This window comes from Pseudoalteromonas sp. JSTW, from assembly GCF_013423925.1.
Taxonomy (GTDB): Bacteria; Pseudomonadota; Gammaproteobacteria; order Enterobacterales; family Alteromonadaceae; genus Pseudoalteromonas; species Pseudoalteromonas lipolytica.
This window is the reverse complement of record NZ_CP058972.1, coordinates 1,565,400-1,580,862: the sequence shown is the minus strand read 5'-3', so window position 1 is coordinate 1,580,862 and position 15,463 is coordinate 1,565,400. Positions and strand designations below refer to the sequence as shown.

The following is a 15,463-nucleotide window of genomic DNA, read 5'->3' as shown; positions in this document are numbered from 1 at the left end:
TGTACTTCCAAATATTTGAATTAATAATTATAAAGAAAACGCCATCGCGGTGCTTAACCGCAATGATCCAAAGCTAGCCATTTTACTAAAATCGGCTTTTGCTATTGGCACATGTTGGCAATCAATGGCGAGTTGCTTTTTGTCTTCACAAAATGGGTCATGAACATATAAGCAATGCTCATCCACATGCGTTACGCACACCCAATGTGGTGATTTTTTACCATCAAAGCGATATGTACTAATGAGTAAAACCACCGCTTTACCCGCCGCCAGCCATGTTTCAATATCGTTAAGGGTTAGTTCTTGATAGCGTACAGGCATTTTCGCAACGATAGCTTCAGCAACAAATTGGTTATGCACTGTGTGTAAAATTGCTTTTTTCTTTTCACTTCTTACACCATCAATAAACAATGATTCACGGGTATTTAAAACAACATCAGCCTTAAATCCACGTTTCATCGCTGCAAGTGCTAAACCCAGCGGATGGCAGCCACCGTGACCCGAGGTCATAAAAATGGTGGTTGCCTCACGCCAAATATCAAGTTCTTTTAATTGGCTCATTGGCGTATTATTAAGCGACGACATAGCCATTAGTAATGCCGCGGGACCACAGGTAAATTCAGTGGTTTGTTGATACCACGGTGTGTGTTTATCAGCATTAAAGGCAGTATTACGACGAATCGTTTTTTGCATTCGTAGCGCATCACTGTGATCATCATAATAATCACTGTAATGACCAAACACATGATAGCCATGCTTTTCGTATAAACGAATTGCGGCCTGATTATTGACTGCAACCTCTAGTCGCATAAAACTACGACCTCGTTTTACAGTCTCGTTTTCAAGAGCAATTAGCAGCTGCGAAGCCACCCCTTTACCTTGTTGGCTCGCAAGGACGGCCAATGAGTACAACCGCGCTAACCGCGTGCCCTTATGACACCACACAAGGCCATAACCGACCAATTCACTGTTAACTTCAGCAACCATTAACAAACCATGGTTTGCTGAAAGCCAGCGCTTTAAGCTGCGACTGCTTAATCTATCTTGACTAAAGCTTTGCTCTTCAATGGCAACAAGTGCCGCCAAATCCGATACTTTCGCAAACCGGATTTGGCAATGTGATGTCTTCATTTAACCTCGGCCTCGTGCTTCAAGGCGTTGCTTAAATTCGTCCATAATGATCATATAAAGCTCATCGCCAAGGTAGGCATCTTCTACTTTGTGATCAATGCTTGGGTTATCGTTTACTTCAAGTACGTACGCGCGCCCTTGATGTTCTTTTACATCAACGCCATACAAACCTTTACCCACTGTTTTACAGGCTTTTAATGCCGCATCTAATACCACTTTCGGTAACTCAAAAGTCGGGAGAGTTTCAAATCCACCTGAAAAAAAGCGTTTTGCATCATGGTTGTAAATTTGCCAATGATTACGCGCCATTAAATAACGACACGCATAAATCGCGCGACCATTTAACACCCCTACACGCCAGTCATACTCTGTGTACATATACTCTTGTGCTAGCACTAGCGCACTGAACTCAAAAAGCTCCGAGAGTTTTGCAATCAGCTCTTCACGGTTCTGAACTTTAAACACCCCTTTAGAGAATGACCCCTCTGGCATCTTTAGTACTAATGGGTACGTAAAGTTTGTTTCTAAGTTTTCAATGGTGTCTGTTGATGTATCAGCTACCACATGTGTTTTTAAGCTTGGCACTTTTTGATAATTAAAGGCATCGTGTAAGTACACTTTATTACAGCAGCGTAAAATTGACTCTGCGTCATCAATTACCACAAGCCCTAAGCTTTGTGCTTTACTTGCTAATCGATAAGTTGGGTGGTCAATCGCCGTTGTTTGACGAATAAATAGTGCGTCGTATTGCGCAATACTGGTAATTTCATCAAAAGTCAGTGCTTGTGCATAAATGCCATGCTTAGCTGCCGCTTTAATAAATTTTGCAATGGCGTCTTTATCACTGGGTGGTACTTTTTCTTGGTGATCAACCAAAATCGCCATATCCCAGCGGTAACGGCGTTTTTTATCGTGAATACGCCAGACAGATTCTGTGAAGCTGCTTAACTGTTTTACAAATTCGGCAAACGCGTCGTCATCAAGCGCCGCAATAGCACCTTGTTTCACTACACCTTGCTCGTCACACACCAGTATTGGCGCAGGGTATTGTGAAAACAATGCTTTAGTTGCTTTAATATCGTCTTCGCAATGTGTTTGCCCAAAAAATACGGTGCGACCTTGTAATTGCATGTGGCGAGAGCTGTGCTCATCTGAACGTAATGCATTAATGGTTTTTACGCTGGGTAATACTTGGTGCTGTCTTGCTTCTGCAAGTAAAGAACAATAGTAACCCTTACTTAAATACTGTCCTGTATCGCACAGATTTAAAATACGTGTTTTGGGTTCGTTATGTTTTGGGTAATCACGTAGGTAAGTATCAAAAGTGATCACATTTTCAAAGTTTTGAGCAATACGCTGCTCGTTGTTATCAACCACAATCAAGGTTTTAAACACGACTTTTCCTATAATAAGTCTTTAATAATGAAAAAACACCCAACCAATTAAGTGAATGCATGAGGCTAAAATTCACTCAACTAGATGGGTGCTTATGATACCAACCCGCAATAATGCAAAATCATTTAGATTGATTAAGCGTGTGGGTATAAGCGCTAAGCTTGATGTGATTTATAGAGTGTTTTGCGAGGAGTTACCAACGAGATATTTTTCACTTAAAGATGAAATTTACTAATTAAAAATCAGTGTGTTTAAATTAACTTATCAATGGTATAAAACTGCTTTTTGTCGCCTATGACAAGTTCGACTTCGTCATCCACTTTTTTACCAAGCAATTTTTTACCTAAAGGTGCTTCGCGAGTCACAACATAAATCGTGTGCTCTTTAACTGTCACTGATAAGCCACCAGAACTTGGACCAATAAAGAACCATTTTTGCTGGTCTTGATCATCAATAAGAGAGACCAATGCCCCTTCGCGAACTTTCGGAAATTCTGTTTCTTTGAATACCGTATTAAACGCTTGAATATCACGGTAACATTCATTCACTCGTTCAGCTTGACCTTGAGCTAAATAGGCCGCCTCTAATCCTAGGGTGTCGTATTGAGTTTCGGCCACACTTTCTTCATGGGTGGCAGCATCATGAGCCGCTTTTGCCGCTTCTTTAGCACGGTGTAATTGCGATTCTAAGGCGAAACGAAGGTGTTCTATAACGTGTGTTTTATTCATATCAAAGCAGCTAAAACGTAAAATGCGCATTCTACCCTGTTTTACGATTTTTGTAACTGAACTGATATGGTTTGAATATGTTAGCAATAGCTCATTAGCTTATCTGATTGGTGCTTTATATTGCGCGTGCTAAGTTTAAAAAAGCGCAGGGTTAATCATGATTAACCCTGCGCAAGTGTGGTTAAGGCATATCAATGTAAGCTTGGGTTTTATCATCTAAAGTTTGCGTGTAATTATCGCTACTCAGACCCAATAACTGCGGTAACGTGGCAGCAATACAAATTGATGAAAATGTTCCCACCACAATGCCGACAAATAAGGCAATCGCGAACCCGGTTAATGCAGCACCGGCTAACAGCCATATACATGCGATGGTCGCAAGTGTTGTACCTGAGGTAATTAATGTGCGAGTGAGTGTAGAGCGTATTGCATCGTTGATCACCACATGAGTATCAATGCGCTGACTACCTGATTGAATACGTAAAAGCTCCCTGACTCTGTCGCCAACAATGATTGAGTCATTTAATGAGTAACCAATAATTGCTAATAAACTCGCCAGCACGGTTAAATTAAACTCAAGCCCTAATAACGAAAACAAACCTAGCACCAAAATTAAGTCATGTAATAGTGCGACCACTGAGCCCACAGCCAGTCGCCATTCAAAACGCACGGCTAAATACACCATAATTGCGATAAGTGCGGCAAAAAGTGCTAAACAACCTTGCTCAAATAACTCATCACCCACTTGAGACCCTAAAAATGAAGTTGAAAGCACTTTAAAGTCAATGCCTTGCTGGCTAAGCTCTGCCTGCCAATTAGCCGTTGTATTAAGGTCTGGGGCTTGTCTTAAAACAAAGTGATGATCGCCTGCTTTGCTTATTATTAGTTTATCGACGACCTCAGGGCTTAACTTTGCTGTTAAGTCTGCAATCGAGGTAACCGATTCGGTGCTAATATCTGTGATATAGCCCCCTGTAAAATCAAGTCCAAAGTTTAACCCTTTAGCCGATAACACCCCAAGGCTACTTATCACTAGCGCACAGCTTAGAAGTAATCCTAAAACGCGCGCTTTACTTGCTGCTGTTAATGTAGACCAGCTCATGCTTTTGCCCCCGCTAAATTCGTTAATTTAATATACAGTGTTTGGCTAAGTGCTTTTGAAATATACACACCGGTGAACACACTGGTGAGTAAGCCAAGTGCTAACGTAATGGCAAATCCTTTGACGGGGCCATACCCGACTGCATACAAAATAATCGCCGTAATCATGGTTGTTACGTTTGCGTCAAAAATGGTGGAAAATGCTTGATTATAACCCTGCTCAATGGCTTGATAGGTGGGTCTACCTTTGCGTTTTTCTTCTTTAATACGCTCGAAAATAATCACATTAGTATCAACGGCCATACCTATGGTCAACACTAAGCCCGCAATGCCAGGTAGCGTGAGTACAACGCCCGGTAATAATGACATTAACCCCACTAGTGCCGTTAAATTAAGTAATAAAGCAATATTGGCAATAAGCCCTAAGCGGCGATACCACAGCGCCATAAAAGCAAGAGTAATGCCTATACCCAGCATTAATGCAGCAAGGCCATGCTCAATATTCTCAGCACCTAAGCTTGGCCCTATCGTTTGCTCTTGAACTATTGTAACGGGTGCTGTGAGCGAACCTGCACGCAATAACAATGCTAAATCGTAGGCCGCTTGTGGGCTTTTCATATTGGTGATACTAAAACGTGAACTTAAATGTTGAGCAATATTGGCGATATTAATCACTTCACTTTTTTTAATCACTTCGCCGTTGGCGTTTCGCGAATACTCTGAGTAAACAGTGGCCATGGGTTTACCAATGTTGCGTTTTGAAAAAGCAGACATTGCATCGCCACCTTGCGAATCTAAACTCAACTGAACAAGCGGTTTCCCCCACTCATCTTTGCCCACATTAGCGTTATTAATATGGTCCCCCGAAAAAATAGCGACAGGGTTAAGGTTAACAACTCCGCCACCTTGTACATTAAAGGCTTTGCCACCTACTTCAACAACCTGATAAAAATCAAGGGTTGCTGTCGCACCAATGATCCGCTTTGCCTCTGCGGGGTCTTGCACACCGGGTAACTCTATGCGGATACGCTGCTTGCCTTGTCTCTGTGTTACCGCTTCAGTAATACCGAGCTCTTCAATACGTCCTCGTAATGTTGTTAAGCTCTGCGCCATCACTTGTTTATCAAACTCACTGCGGCTTTGCTCATCAAAATGCAAAAACGCCGTGGTTAAATTATTACTGGTTGATTTAGTTTGCACGAGGCCTTTAAATTGCGCTTGTAACGTGGCGACTAAGCCAGCCAGGTTATTTTCAGCACTGGGTAAAACGTGCAGTTCAATGCCGCCTTTCACTTCACTGGCACGAATGCCGCGTACTTTCTCTTTGCGAAGTACTAACTTAGTTTGTTGATAGACACTACTTAGGTGCTCTTGCATCGCTTTATCTAAATCAACATCAAGCACGAATAGCACGCCACCGTTTAAATCTAGCCCGAGCTTTATTGGCGATAAGCCTAACTGCTGTAACCATTGAGGGCTTGTGGCATGCTCAACAATTTTGCTATTTAAGGTGGGGTACGCTGTTTTAATAAAGCTCAGCGCATTGGCACTTTGTGTTGGCTCATTTAATAAAATAGCCAACTGATTAGCTGAATCATTCGCTTTGTCTACCTTAAAACCCTGTTGATTTAGCGAATTAGTCACCATTTGCAGTGATACAACCTGTTCAGGTTGCTCGATGTGTAACCACGATTTATTTGGGTATAAATTAGGTAACGCACTGATAGCTAATAAAATACAGGCAGCTATCATAGCGGCATAGCTCATTTTTAGTCGACGCCAAAACGTCGGCTTTTGTTTCTTTGACATACAAGACTTCCTTCCGACTCTATTAAGCCGGTAAAATTAATTCCTAAAATAAAAAAATGACGAAGGAAGTCGTTTAGCTGTGGTATGTAGCGCGGGCTTTATAAATAAGATTAGCGTCTTTCCAGCCACTAATACGTGATTTTCGCGCACTCGTAATAGCAAACCAAGGAACAGTCTGTGCTCTTTTAGGAGGTGCTAAGAAATGTGCTTTACCCCAGTTTTCAGCGAAAAACTCAATCAATAACTCATAATCAGGATCTACCTGACTATGGTAAAGAAATAAGGATGAATTACTGGCTGTAAGTCGGGGTAATAAAGTATCAAAACCCGACTTTTCTAAAGGCTTTGGATGAACAATAACCTGTTTATGGGCAATGATAGGGGGTTTAGTTAACTCAAGCTGATAAAATTTAGTGGCAACCAGTGGCGAATCAGTCGAAGGCGCAGCTAAGCTCTGTGCACTAAAAAGCACAGTAAATAGCAATATAATGACTGAAAAAAACCGTAACAAAGAGAAACCAATAAATTAAGCGGATAACCCCTCTATAATGAGGGTTAAAAAATAAAAAACAAGTCATTAAACACATAAAAGCGAGCCTAAAGAGGCTCGCGTTTTAGTGTCAACTTACTGCGTTGTTATCACACGTCTAATGATGACATATCAATGACAAAACGTGAGGCCATATCACCTTGTTTTAATTTATCGAAGGCATCATTAATTTCGTCCATTTTGATCATTTCAACTTCCGGAAGAATATTATGTAAGGCACAGAAATCTAAGATCTCTTGTGTTTGCGCTATCCCTCCAATCAATGAACCGGCAACACGACGGCGCCCCAATAACATTGGAACTGAGTTTGACTCAGCAAGCTCACCCACTTGACCAACCAAGACTTGCGTACCATCAATATCAAGTAATGGCATGTAAGGTGTAAAGTCATGCTTTACAGGTATGGTATTTATAATGAGATCAAATTGATTAGCATGTGCTTGCATCGCCGCTTCGTCGCTTGAGACTAATAACTCTTTTGCGCCATACGATAGCACCTGCTGTTTTTTCTTATCGCTACGGCTAATAGCCGTCACATGTGCGCCCATTGCCGCTGCAATTTTAATTGCCATGTGGCCTAAACCACCTAAGCCGATTACAGCCACACGACTGCCCGGACCCACATTCCAAGTACGAAGTGGTGAATAGGTTGTGATACCTGCACATAAAATAGGTGCGCATTTAGCTAAATCTAAACCTTTTGGTACACGTAATACAAACTCTTCACGCACCACGATGTGTTTTGAATAGCCGCCTTGGGTTAATTCACCGCTAATTCGGTCTTGACCAGAATAAGTGCCAACCATGCCTTCACGGCAAAACTGCTCTTCACCCTGATGACATTGGTCACAACTCAGGCAACTATCAACCATGCAACCTACCGCAACATGATCGCCTACTTTGTACTTAGTAACGCCGCTGCCTACTTCAAGAACACGGCCTACAATTTCATGACCTGGCACAACGGGGTACTGAGTCCATCCCCAATCATTTTCTGCAGTGTGTAAATCTGAATGACACACACCACAATAAAGGATTTCAATCGAGACATCTTCGTCACGAAGTGCACGACGTTCAAAATGATACGGCTCTAAAGGTTTTTCTGAGGCATGTGCTGCATAACCAATGGTTTTCATGATTACTCCTTTACTTTCTTCGTGTTTACGTTTGTATTTAACTACATGTTAATGCTCTCATGTATACTGTCACCAGTATAGAGGTAAAGCTGCATTTTCACTTTCCTAAAATACCGATATGTTTGCCTATTTTTATTAAATTAATTCTAAGAGACCCCCATGCGTGGAATGAGCCGTCGAGAACAGGTTACAAAATCCCCTGATGCTATGAATTTGTCACAAAGCATTAAAACACTGTGGCCCTATTTAATGACGTTTAAAGGAAGAGTTACTTTAGCAGTATTAGCACTGATTGCTGCTAAAGGCGCGACATTATTGATGCCTTGGGCTCTAAAAGAAATTATCGACGCCGTTGATGCCAATATTCACCCTATTTTAAGTGTGCCTGTTGCCCTATTAGTGGCCTATGGTTTACTTCGTTTTGCGAGTGTGTTTTTTGGCGAAATACGTGATGCCCTTTTTGGACGCGTAACAGAACACGCAATGCGTCATATCGGTCTAAAAGTGTTTAAACATTTACATAACCTCGAATTGGCTTTTCATTTAGACAGACAAACCGGCGGTATTAGTCGCGACATTGAGCGAGGCACCAATGGACTTAGCTTTTTAATGCGCTTTTTAATGTTTAATATTGTGCCCACTTTATTTGAAATTATGACTGTGGCGATTATTTTTGCCACCCTATTCTCTGCGTGGTTTGCTTTAGTGACCCTCGTGGCCGTTGCAACTTATATTGTCTTTACTGTTGTTGTCACTCAGTGGCGCAACCGATTTATTCGTGAAGCAAATGCTGCTGATAATAATTCGAATACCCGTGCAATCGACAGTTTACTTAATTACGAAACAGTAAAATATTTTAATAATGAACAGTTTGAAGCAAACACCTACGACAGTTTTCTCGCTAAATGGGAACAAGCGCGACTTAAAAACCGCATGTCGTTGCTTGCGCTTAATTCAGGACAAGCACTTATTATTGCTGCGGCCATAACGGCACTAATGTGGCTGGGCGCCAGCGATGTTGTCAATAAAAAGTTGAGTATTGGTGAGCTGGTCATGATTAATGCCTACATGATTCAGTTATTTTTACCGCTCAACTTTTTAGGCTTTGTGTACCGAGAAATCCGCCGTGCACTCACCGACCTCGAAAACATGCTCGGGCTTTTAAATAGAAAAGCAGCAATAAGCGATGATACACATGCCACACCGCTGAAATTACACAACGCAGCTATTCGCTTCGACAATGTGTCATTTAGTTACGACAAGCAACGCCCTATCTTAAAGCAATTAAGCTTTGAGGTAGCAGCTGGCAGTAAAGTCGCCATTGTGGGTGCCAGTGGAGCTGGTAAAAGTACCTTAAGCCGCCTGCTTTATCGGTTTTATGATGTCGATGCAGGAAACATTTATATTGATGACCAAGCAATTAATACGGTTACTCTAGAAAGTTTACGACAAGCAATTGCTATTGTGCCGCAAGACACCGTGTTATTTAACACCACAATTCGCGATAACATAGCTTACGGTAACCCCCAAGCAAGCGAGGCTGAGATTGATCACGCGATCTCACTTGCGCACCTTGATAGTTTTATTGCAAGTCTTGATAAGGGCGATCAAACACTCGTTGGTGAGCGTGGTTTAAAAGTATCGGGGGGCGAAAAACAACGCATAGCTATTGCTCGCGCAATTTTGAAAGGCTCACCGATTTTAGTGTTTGATGAAGCAACCTCGGCTCTCGATTCACATTCAGAACAAGCTATTCTGAGCGCCATGCGTGAAGTGGCTAAAAAACACACCAGTCTTGTTATTGCGCACCGCTTATCAACCATTACAGATGCCGATAAAATCATTGTAATGCAAAATGGTAAAGTGGTTGAGCAGGGTCAACATCAGCAGCTCCTCGCAGCGAATGGCGAGTATGCCCGAATGTGGCAATTACAACAGAGTGAAGAATAAAAACTGTTAACTAGCGCGCTAAATGATTAGAATAGCCGCTTTAATTTTCACTAAAACAAAAAGGCAACACGCAGATGGGAAGAGCTTACCAAAATAAAAAAGATTCAATGGCTAAAACTGCGGGTGCTAAAACCAAAGTTTATTCTAAGTACGGTAAAGAAATTTATATCTGCGCTAAGAATGGCGGTGTAGACCCTGATGGCAACTTAGCGCTGCGCCGTTTAATCGAGCGCGCAAAGAAAGACCAAGTTCCTACGCATGTAATCGAGCGTGCAATCGATAAAGCCAAAGGGGGTGGCGGCGAAGATTATGTTGCGACCCGCTATGAAGGGTATGGCCCAGGCAACTGCATGATCATAGTTGACTGTTTAACAGACAATAACAAACGTACTTTTGCCGACGTACGTGTGTGCTTTACCAAAGCAAACGCCAAAATTGGCGCACAAAACTCGGTATCGCATATGTTTGACCACCTCGCTATTTTTGTATTCGATGGCGACGATGATGAAGCCGTATTAGAAGCATTGATGATGGCCGATGTCGATGTGACGGATGTTGAACTTGAAAACGGTAAAATCACTGTATTTGCACCGCACACAGAATACAACAATACGCGCACTGCACTTGAAGAAATGGGCATTAGCGACTTCGATGAAGATCTCATTGCTTTCGTACCACAAGTTGAAGCACCAATTGAAGGCGAAGACGTTGAAGTAATGGAACGTTTTTTATCAATGCTAGAAGAGTGCGACGACGTACAAAACGTTTACCACAACGCACAGTTTTAATTAACAAGGCCAACTATGTTGGCCTGAACACATGGACTTAATTTTGAATACCCTCGAAGAGTTAAAATCAGGCGCTTTACAAGGCTGTACTCGCCTGCAACTCGTAGAAGCACTGACTGATTTTCCAAAAGAAATTTACACCCTCGCCAACACATTAGAAATTCTCGATTTATCGAATAATCAATTAAGCGACCTACCTGATGATTTCCACACGCTAAAAAACTTAAAGCGTTTGTTTTTATCATTTAATCAGTTTAAGCACATTCCGAAAGTACTAAAGCAATGCCCAAATTTAATCATGGTGGCGTTTAAAGGGAATCAAATTTGCGAGTTTGCCGAGCACAGCTTACCACGCAATATCGAATGGCTAATTTTAACCGATAACCAAATCAAAGCGTTGCCTGAATCATTTGGTGAGTACAGTAAACTAAAAAAATTAGCGTTAGCCGGCAATCAGTTAACTGCCCTACCAGAGTCAATGAGTGCTTGCCACGAGCTTGAATTGGTTCGCTTAAGTGCCAATAGGCTTTCTCACATTGATAATTGGTTGCTTGAACTGCCCAAACTTGCGTGGCTTGCATTTTCGGGCAATGATTTTAATCGTTCAGATTCTCTAGAGTCTGAGCAATTTTCTGAAATTGGCTTAGATGAACTAGATGTAAAACAGCAAATTGGCCAAGGTGCCTCGGGGTTTATTCATTTAGCACAATGGCAGCAGCGCCCTATTGCCCTTAAGTTATTTAAAGGCAATATAACCAGCGATGGCTACCCGCTAGATGAGTTAAATTGTTGCTTACAAGCAAACGAGCACCCTAACCTAATCAAAGCACTTGGCTATATAAATGAGCCATCACAATTAGGTTTAGTCATGGAGCTGATTGGTGAAGGCTTCAGGAATCTCGGTTTACCTCCGTCATTTGACACTTGTACTCGCGATACCTTTGAAAATGGCTGCCAATATAGCCCTGAGTTTGTGCTAAAGGTTGTGAAACAAATGAGCAGCACACTGGCGCATTTGCACAAAAACCATGTCAGCCATGGTGACATCTATGCGCATAACAGCATGATAAACGACAACGCTGACTTACTTTTTGGCGACTTTGGCGCAGCAACCGACTTGTCAAAGTTAGTGCCGTATCAGCAGCAATGCATGCACGGCATAGAAATACGTGCGCTTGGTTATTTTATTGAAGACTTACTCACAGTCGTCAGCAACGAGAACGCCATTACCGAACAACTTGCCGCCATCGCTACAGATTGCTTACGCGTAGAAGCTATAGAGCGACCCAGCTTTAGCGAAGTATTAAACCGGTTATAAAAATAAGGCCTCGTTGAGGCTTTATTTTTGCTTTTTAAACGGAAACAACTGCTGTTTGAGCATACCTTCTGGCATGTAATCACCCACCACACCGTATTTATCAGGCCACTCGGCTTGGCCTTTTACCGCCGTGCCAAGTACGTAATCTAAAAACGAGAAGTGCGCGGCATAATTTCTATCAATAGCGGCTTTATCTGATGAATGATGCCAATGGTGAAATTGTGGTGTCACAATGATATATCTCAACCACCCAAATTTAACCCTCACATTGGCGTGATTAAATACCGCCTGAAAACCAACAATGATCACGTAAAGACTAATGACATCAGAAGGAAAACCAAGCACGAAAATAGGCGTAAGCACTAAGCTGCGAGTCACTAAAATTTCTAAAATATGCTGACGAGATCCCGCTAACCAATCCATTTCTTTTGCACTGTGATGCACAGCATGAAAACGCCAAAGCAATGGCACTTCATGATAAGCTTTATGAACAAAATACTGCATTAAATCAGCCACTAAAATAATCAAAAACAGTTGTAGAACAAACGGCATTTGCACAATAAAGCCTTGTACAGTCTCAGACACTGCCCACCCAAATGCATGGTGAACAAACTGGTTCGTTGCAAGCAGTACAAAGCCAATAATTAAATGATTAATAAAGAAATGATTTAAATCCCCTTGCCACTCAGAACGTAAAATCTTTTGCTCTTTGCGATGCGGTAATAATTTTTCAATAAGGATAAAAATAAGCGTAGAGCCAAGTAAATCAAGAATAAACCAATCAAGCCCTAAATACGGCGTGTTATCCCTAAAGTCGCCCACTTCAACGTTAGGACCACCAAACGCAATCGCCACCGTTATTAATACCCAAGCAGTTGCCCCCAGTCGTTTATTGGTATTACGGACAAAGTTCAACAGTCCTAAACTGCCTGAAATAATCAGTGCCACAAACATTAACTGACGTAAAAATTCGACACTGTAACTTTGTCGTAATTCTGGGGTGGTAAGGTATTCAGGGAAGTGAAAAGCCAATACACCTAAACACGATAACATCGCTAAAAAACAGGCAATATAGCCACTAATATTACCCTCGCCGATGTGAAACTGCTCAGCACGGAAGAGTCGCTTACAAATACGAGACATCATCTAAAATCCATTTAATAATTTGTCGCAGCATAACATAGACAATTATGCGTAAAAATGGGTAATTGAATTAGCCAACGCGACATTAAAACACGAAAGCGGAATATGTTATTTGAGCGCAGCCCACTGCAACACTAAGTAAAAAACTCGCGACGAAAGTGCGCTCTGGTAGTATGTGATACAGCAACGTTGGCATTGTTTTAAGCTGCTTAAATGTTGGCAAAAACAAGGCACTATGCGACTCAAAGCGTAAAAAAAGCTGTTTAAATTTATAAAAATAAAGCTTAATACCAACTAAATGTATAAGCACAAATGTGGTTGGGCCTAAAATCTCAACGATTGCCATTAACTCTGGGCCAGCCAGAAGTATAACGAGAACAAGCGCGATTGATTTATAAACACTGTTGCCTAATAACGATTTAAATTTTTGATACATGAACTTCCCTATTTAGGTATCGACTTCCCAATAGAAGTCTATTGAAATGCTTTATCAAACTTTTCTTGATCAAGGTATTTATCAAATGCGCCCAAAGCATTGCCAACACTGGGCTCTGTCATTAATTCTTGCATTGCAACTTCACCAACAAGACGAAATGCATTTTCCATTGCCCCTTGCCCACCGACATCAATAGCGGCTTTTGCTTGCTTTGGGCAGTCTTCGGTTAATAAGCGCGTAACTAATGCGCCAACATAGCGATTGGTATCATCGATATCTTGTTCTGTCACGTTTGAGAAAGGTTTGATAATACTGTGAGTCGACATACCCAGATAAATCCACTTGGCAAGGTTCTTACGTTCCTTACCGTTGAGTGAATCAGTTAGGCAAACAGCGAGTTGCTGCGCCTCTTGAGAAGCGAATGTATAACTAGGAAGCATTGCAAGTGCACTAAGTAGAAGCGGTAGCAGGATATTTTTCATTGTTCGTCCCTCGATGTATTTAACCATAGAATTCGACTTCAGTTTTTACACCGAATGGTAAAACAAACTCCCTGAATTCAGGATCACTTTTATCTGCTTTTGGGTATTTAAGGTTGTACATATTCTTCTTGAACATATTCAAAAATTGCTTATTTTGTAATTTATTATCCAATACCCTTACCTTAACTACATCACCCGTTTGATTGACCATCAACAAGAATAAAATTTTATCATCAGAACGTCTAAAGTCGTCTTTTGCTTGTAACAAAACGTCTTTGGGGAGAGTAAAGTCAGGATAGTTATTAGTTGTGGTTGAGCCACAGGATGCTATGAGTAAACATAGTATTGGCAATACTTTATTCATTATTTTTCCCTGAAATATCGGTAAACAACACGATACTGCGAATAAAATGTTTTTTCTAGCAAAAATCAAAAAAGCCACGATAAACGTGGCTTTGTTGGATAAAGCTTAAACTTTTACGGTTCTTTTATAAGAACTTACCTAGCGCTTTAACTTGGTCTAGCATGCGGTTTGAGAAACCCCACTCATTGTCGTACCAAGCCATCACTTTAACAAGCTTACCATCTACTTTAGTTTGCGTAGAATCGAATATTGAAGACGCTGGATTGTGGTTAAAGTCGATAGAAACAAGCGGTAATTCGTTGTACTCAAGAATACCTTGCATTGCACCTTCTGATGCGGCTTTAACTACTTCGTTGATTTCAGCGGCTGTTGTTTCACGCTTAGCAACAAATGTTAAGTCCACTAAAGACACGTTAATTGTCGGTACACGCACTGCCATACCGTCAAGTTTACCCGCAAGTTCAGGAAGTACTAAACCAACGGCTTTAGCAGCCCCTGTTTTCGTTGGGATCATTGACTGTGTCGCACTGCGCGCACGGTATAAGTCTGGGTGATAAACGTCAGATAGATTTTGATCATTTGTATAAGCATGAATGGTTGTCATGCTACCTTGCTCAATACCCACTGTGTCGTTGATTGCTTTTGCAATTGGCGCTAGACAGTTTGTTGTACACGATGCGTTTGAGATGATGTTGCTGTCAGCGTTTAATACGTCGCTGTTCACACCATGAACAACCGTCGCATCCATATCAGTACCGGGTGCAGATACGATCACTTTTTTAGCGCCCGCTTCAATGTGCTTTGCAGCAGCTTCGCGCGATGTGAATAAGCCAGTACATTCTAAAACGATATCTACGTTTAGTGCTTTCCACGGTAAGTTGGCAGGATCACGCTCTTGTGTTAGGGTAATTTCGTCGTTACCAATTAACATGGTGTTTTCAGCAAGTGTTACTTTTTGAGAAAATTGACCGTGTACTGAGTCAAATTGCGTTAAATGCGCGTTAACATTTGCTGGTGCTAAATCGTTGATGGCAACGATTTTGATTTCGTTGTTTTGAGCTGACTCATAAAGGGCACGTAATACGTTACGACCGATACGTCCATAGCCATTAATTGCAACATTAATCATTCT

Annotated in this window: 15 protein-coding genes; 3 read left to right on the top strand and 12 right to left on the bottom strand. The window is 41.5% G+C overall.

Translation table 11 applies throughout. The annotated features are described in order from the left end of the window. Window positions 1-27: 27 nt before the first annotated feature. From GZH31_RS07260 to GZH31_RS07230, 7 genes are all read right to left on the bottom strand, one after another. A complete protein-coding gene (locus GZH31_RS07260) occupies window positions 28-1,131 on the bottom strand; it encodes a GNAT family N-acetyltransferase/peptidase C39 family protein (protein WP_075593633.1) in 1,104 nt (367 codons plus the stop codon). Next, window positions 1,132-2,526, bottom strand: a complete 1,395-nt coding sequence (locus GZH31_RS07255; protein ID WP_075593634.1) for a RimK family protein — start codon at window positions 2,524-2,526, stop codon at window positions 1,132-1,134. Between the two features lie 251 nt (window positions 2,527-2,777). Further along, entirely contained in the window at window positions 2,778-3,254 is a 477-nt protein-coding gene (locus GZH31_RS07250) for a GreA/GreB family elongation factor (RefSeq protein WP_036969237.1), read from the bottom strand. 181 nt (window positions 3,255-3,435) lie between these two features. Continuing rightward, window positions 3,436-4,356, bottom strand: coding sequence for a protein translocase subunit SecF (gene secF / locus GZH31_RS07245; RefSeq protein ID WP_075593635.1), 921 nt, complete (start codon window positions 4,354-4,356; stop codon window positions 3,436-3,438). Next, complete coding sequence (gene secD, locus GZH31_RS07240; protein ID WP_065979847.1) at window positions 4,353-6,164, bottom strand: protein translocase subunit SecD; 1,812 nt, start codon at window positions 6,162-6,164, stop codon at window positions 4,353-4,355. The genes secF and secD overlap by 4 nt, the downstream gene beginning before the upstream one ends. Window positions 6,165-6,237: 73 nt before the next feature. Then, on the bottom strand, window positions 6,238-6,675 hold the full coding sequence (locus tag GZH31_RS07235; RefSeq protein WP_036968795.1) for a hypothetical protein: 438 nt from the start codon (window positions 6,673-6,675) through the stop codon (window positions 6,238-6,240). A gap of 128 nt (window positions 6,676-6,803) precedes the next feature. Then, entirely contained in the window at window positions 6,804-7,850 is a 1,047-nt protein-coding gene (locus tag GZH31_RS07230; RefSeq protein WP_036968798.1) for an NAD(P)-dependent alcohol dehydrogenase, read from the bottom strand. 207 nt (window positions 7,851-8,057) lie between these two features. Between GZH31_RS07230 and GZH31_RS07225 the strand changes: the two genes are divergently transcribed. From GZH31_RS07225 to GZH31_RS07215, 3 genes are all read left to right on the top strand, one after another. After that, a complete protein-coding gene (locus tag GZH31_RS07225; RefSeq protein WP_075593684.1) occupies window positions 8,058-9,800 on the top strand; it encodes an ABC transporter ATP-binding protein/permease in 1,743 nt (580 codons plus the stop codon). A gap of 74 nt (window positions 9,801-9,874) precedes the next feature. Next, window positions 9,875-10,588, top strand: a complete 714-nt coding sequence (locus GZH31_RS07220) for a YebC/PmpR family DNA-binding transcriptional regulator (protein ID WP_036968801.1) — start codon at window positions 9,875-9,877, stop codon at window positions 10,586-10,588. Between the two features lie 31 nt (window positions 10,589-10,619). Continuing rightward, window positions 10,620-11,906 (top strand): leucine-rich repeat-containing protein kinase family protein, encoded by a 1,287-nt coding sequence (locus tag GZH31_RS07215; protein WP_257473694.1) that lies wholly within the window; start codon window positions 10,620-10,622, stop codon window positions 11,904-11,906. A 21-nt stretch (window positions 11,907-11,927) separates the two neighbouring features. Here GZH31_RS07215 and GZH31_RS07210 read toward each other — a convergent pair whose 3' ends face one another. The 5 genes from GZH31_RS07210 to gap form a co-directional block, all read right to left on the bottom strand. Continuing rightward, complete coding sequence (locus GZH31_RS07210; protein WP_074988280.1) at window positions 11,928-13,052, bottom strand: sterol desaturase family protein; 1,125 nt, start codon at window positions 13,050-13,052, stop codon at window positions 11,928-11,930. Window positions 13,053-13,134: 82 nt separating this feature from the next. After that, window positions 13,135-13,485: a hypothetical protein gene (locus tag GZH31_RS07205; RefSeq protein WP_180311526.1), complete on the bottom strand. Its 351-nt coding sequence runs from the start codon at window positions 13,483-13,485 to the stop codon at window positions 13,135-13,137. Window positions 13,486-13,523: 38 nt separating this feature from the next. Beyond that, window positions 13,524-13,967, bottom strand: coding sequence for a hypothetical protein (locus GZH31_RS07200; protein WP_118844217.1), 444 nt, complete (start codon window positions 13,965-13,967; stop codon window positions 13,524-13,526). Window positions 13,968-13,986: 19 nt separating this feature from the next. After that, on the bottom strand, window positions 13,987-14,331 hold the full coding sequence (locus GZH31_RS07195) for a hypothetical protein (protein WP_036968811.1): 345 nt from the start codon (window positions 14,329-14,331) through the stop codon (window positions 13,987-13,989). Between the two features lie 124 nt (window positions 14,332-14,455). Further along, the gene (gene gap, locus GZH31_RS07190; protein WP_036968813.1) at window positions 14,456-15,460 is read right to left on the bottom strand and encodes a type I glyceraldehyde-3-phosphate dehydrogenase; all 1,005 of its coding nucleotides are present in this window, start codon (window positions 15,458-15,460) and stop codon (window positions 14,456-14,458) included. Window positions 15,461-15,463: the final 3 nt, after the last annotated feature.

What these genes read in the sequence shown, in the direction of transcription:
- GZH31_RS07260 (WP_075593633.1), bottom strand. Translation starts at nt 1,131, where the DNA reads ATGAAGACATCACATTGCCAAATCCGGTTTGCGAAAGTATCGGATTTG.
- GZH31_RS07250 (WP_036969237.1), bottom strand. Translation starts at nt 3,254, where the DNA reads ATGAATAAAACACACGTTATAGAACACCTTCGTTTCGCCTTAGAATCG.
- secF (WP_075593635.1), bottom strand. Translation starts at nt 4,356, where the DNA reads ATGAGCTGGTCTACATTAACAGCAGCAAGTAAAGCGCGCGTTTTAGGA.
- secD (WP_065979847.1), bottom strand. Translation starts at nt 6,164, where the DNA reads ATGTCAAAGAAACAAAAGCCGACGTTTTGGCGTCGACTAAAAATGAGC.
- GZH31_RS07230 (WP_036968798.1), bottom strand. Translation starts at nt 7,850, where the DNA reads ATGAAAACCATTGGTTATGCAGCACATGCCTCAGAAAAACCTTTAGAG.
- GZH31_RS07225 (WP_075593684.1), top strand. Translation starts at nt 8,058, where the DNA reads ATGAATTTGTCACAAAGCATTAAAACACTGTGGCCCTATTTAATGACG.
- GZH31_RS07220 (WP_036968801.1), top strand. Translation starts at nt 9,875, where the DNA reads ATGGGAAGAGCTTACCAAAATAAAAAAGATTCAATGGCTAAAACTGCG.
- GZH31_RS07215 (WP_257473694.1), top strand. Translation starts at nt 10,620, where the DNA reads ATGGACTTAATTTTGAATACCCTCGAAGAGTTAAAATCAGGCGCTTTA.
- GZH31_RS07210 (WP_074988280.1), bottom strand. Translation starts at nt 13,052, where the DNA reads ATGATGTCTCGTATTTGTAAGCGACTCTTCCGTGCTGAGCAGTTTCAC.
- GZH31_RS07205 (WP_180311526.1), bottom strand. Translation starts at nt 13,485, where the DNA reads ATGTATCAAAAATTTAAATCGTTATTAGGCAACAGTGTTTATAAATCA.
- GZH31_RS07200 (WP_118844217.1), bottom strand. Translation starts at nt 13,967, where the DNA reads ATGAAAAATATCCTGCTACCGCTTCTACTTAGTGCACTTGCAATGCTT.
- GZH31_RS07195 (WP_036968811.1), bottom strand. Translation starts at nt 14,331, where the DNA reads ATGAATAAAGTATTGCCAATACTATGTTTACTCATAGCATCCTGTGGC.
- gap (WP_036968813.1), bottom strand. Translation starts at nt 15,460, where the DNA reads ATGATTAATGTTGCAATTAATGGCTATGGACGTATCGGTCGTAACGTA.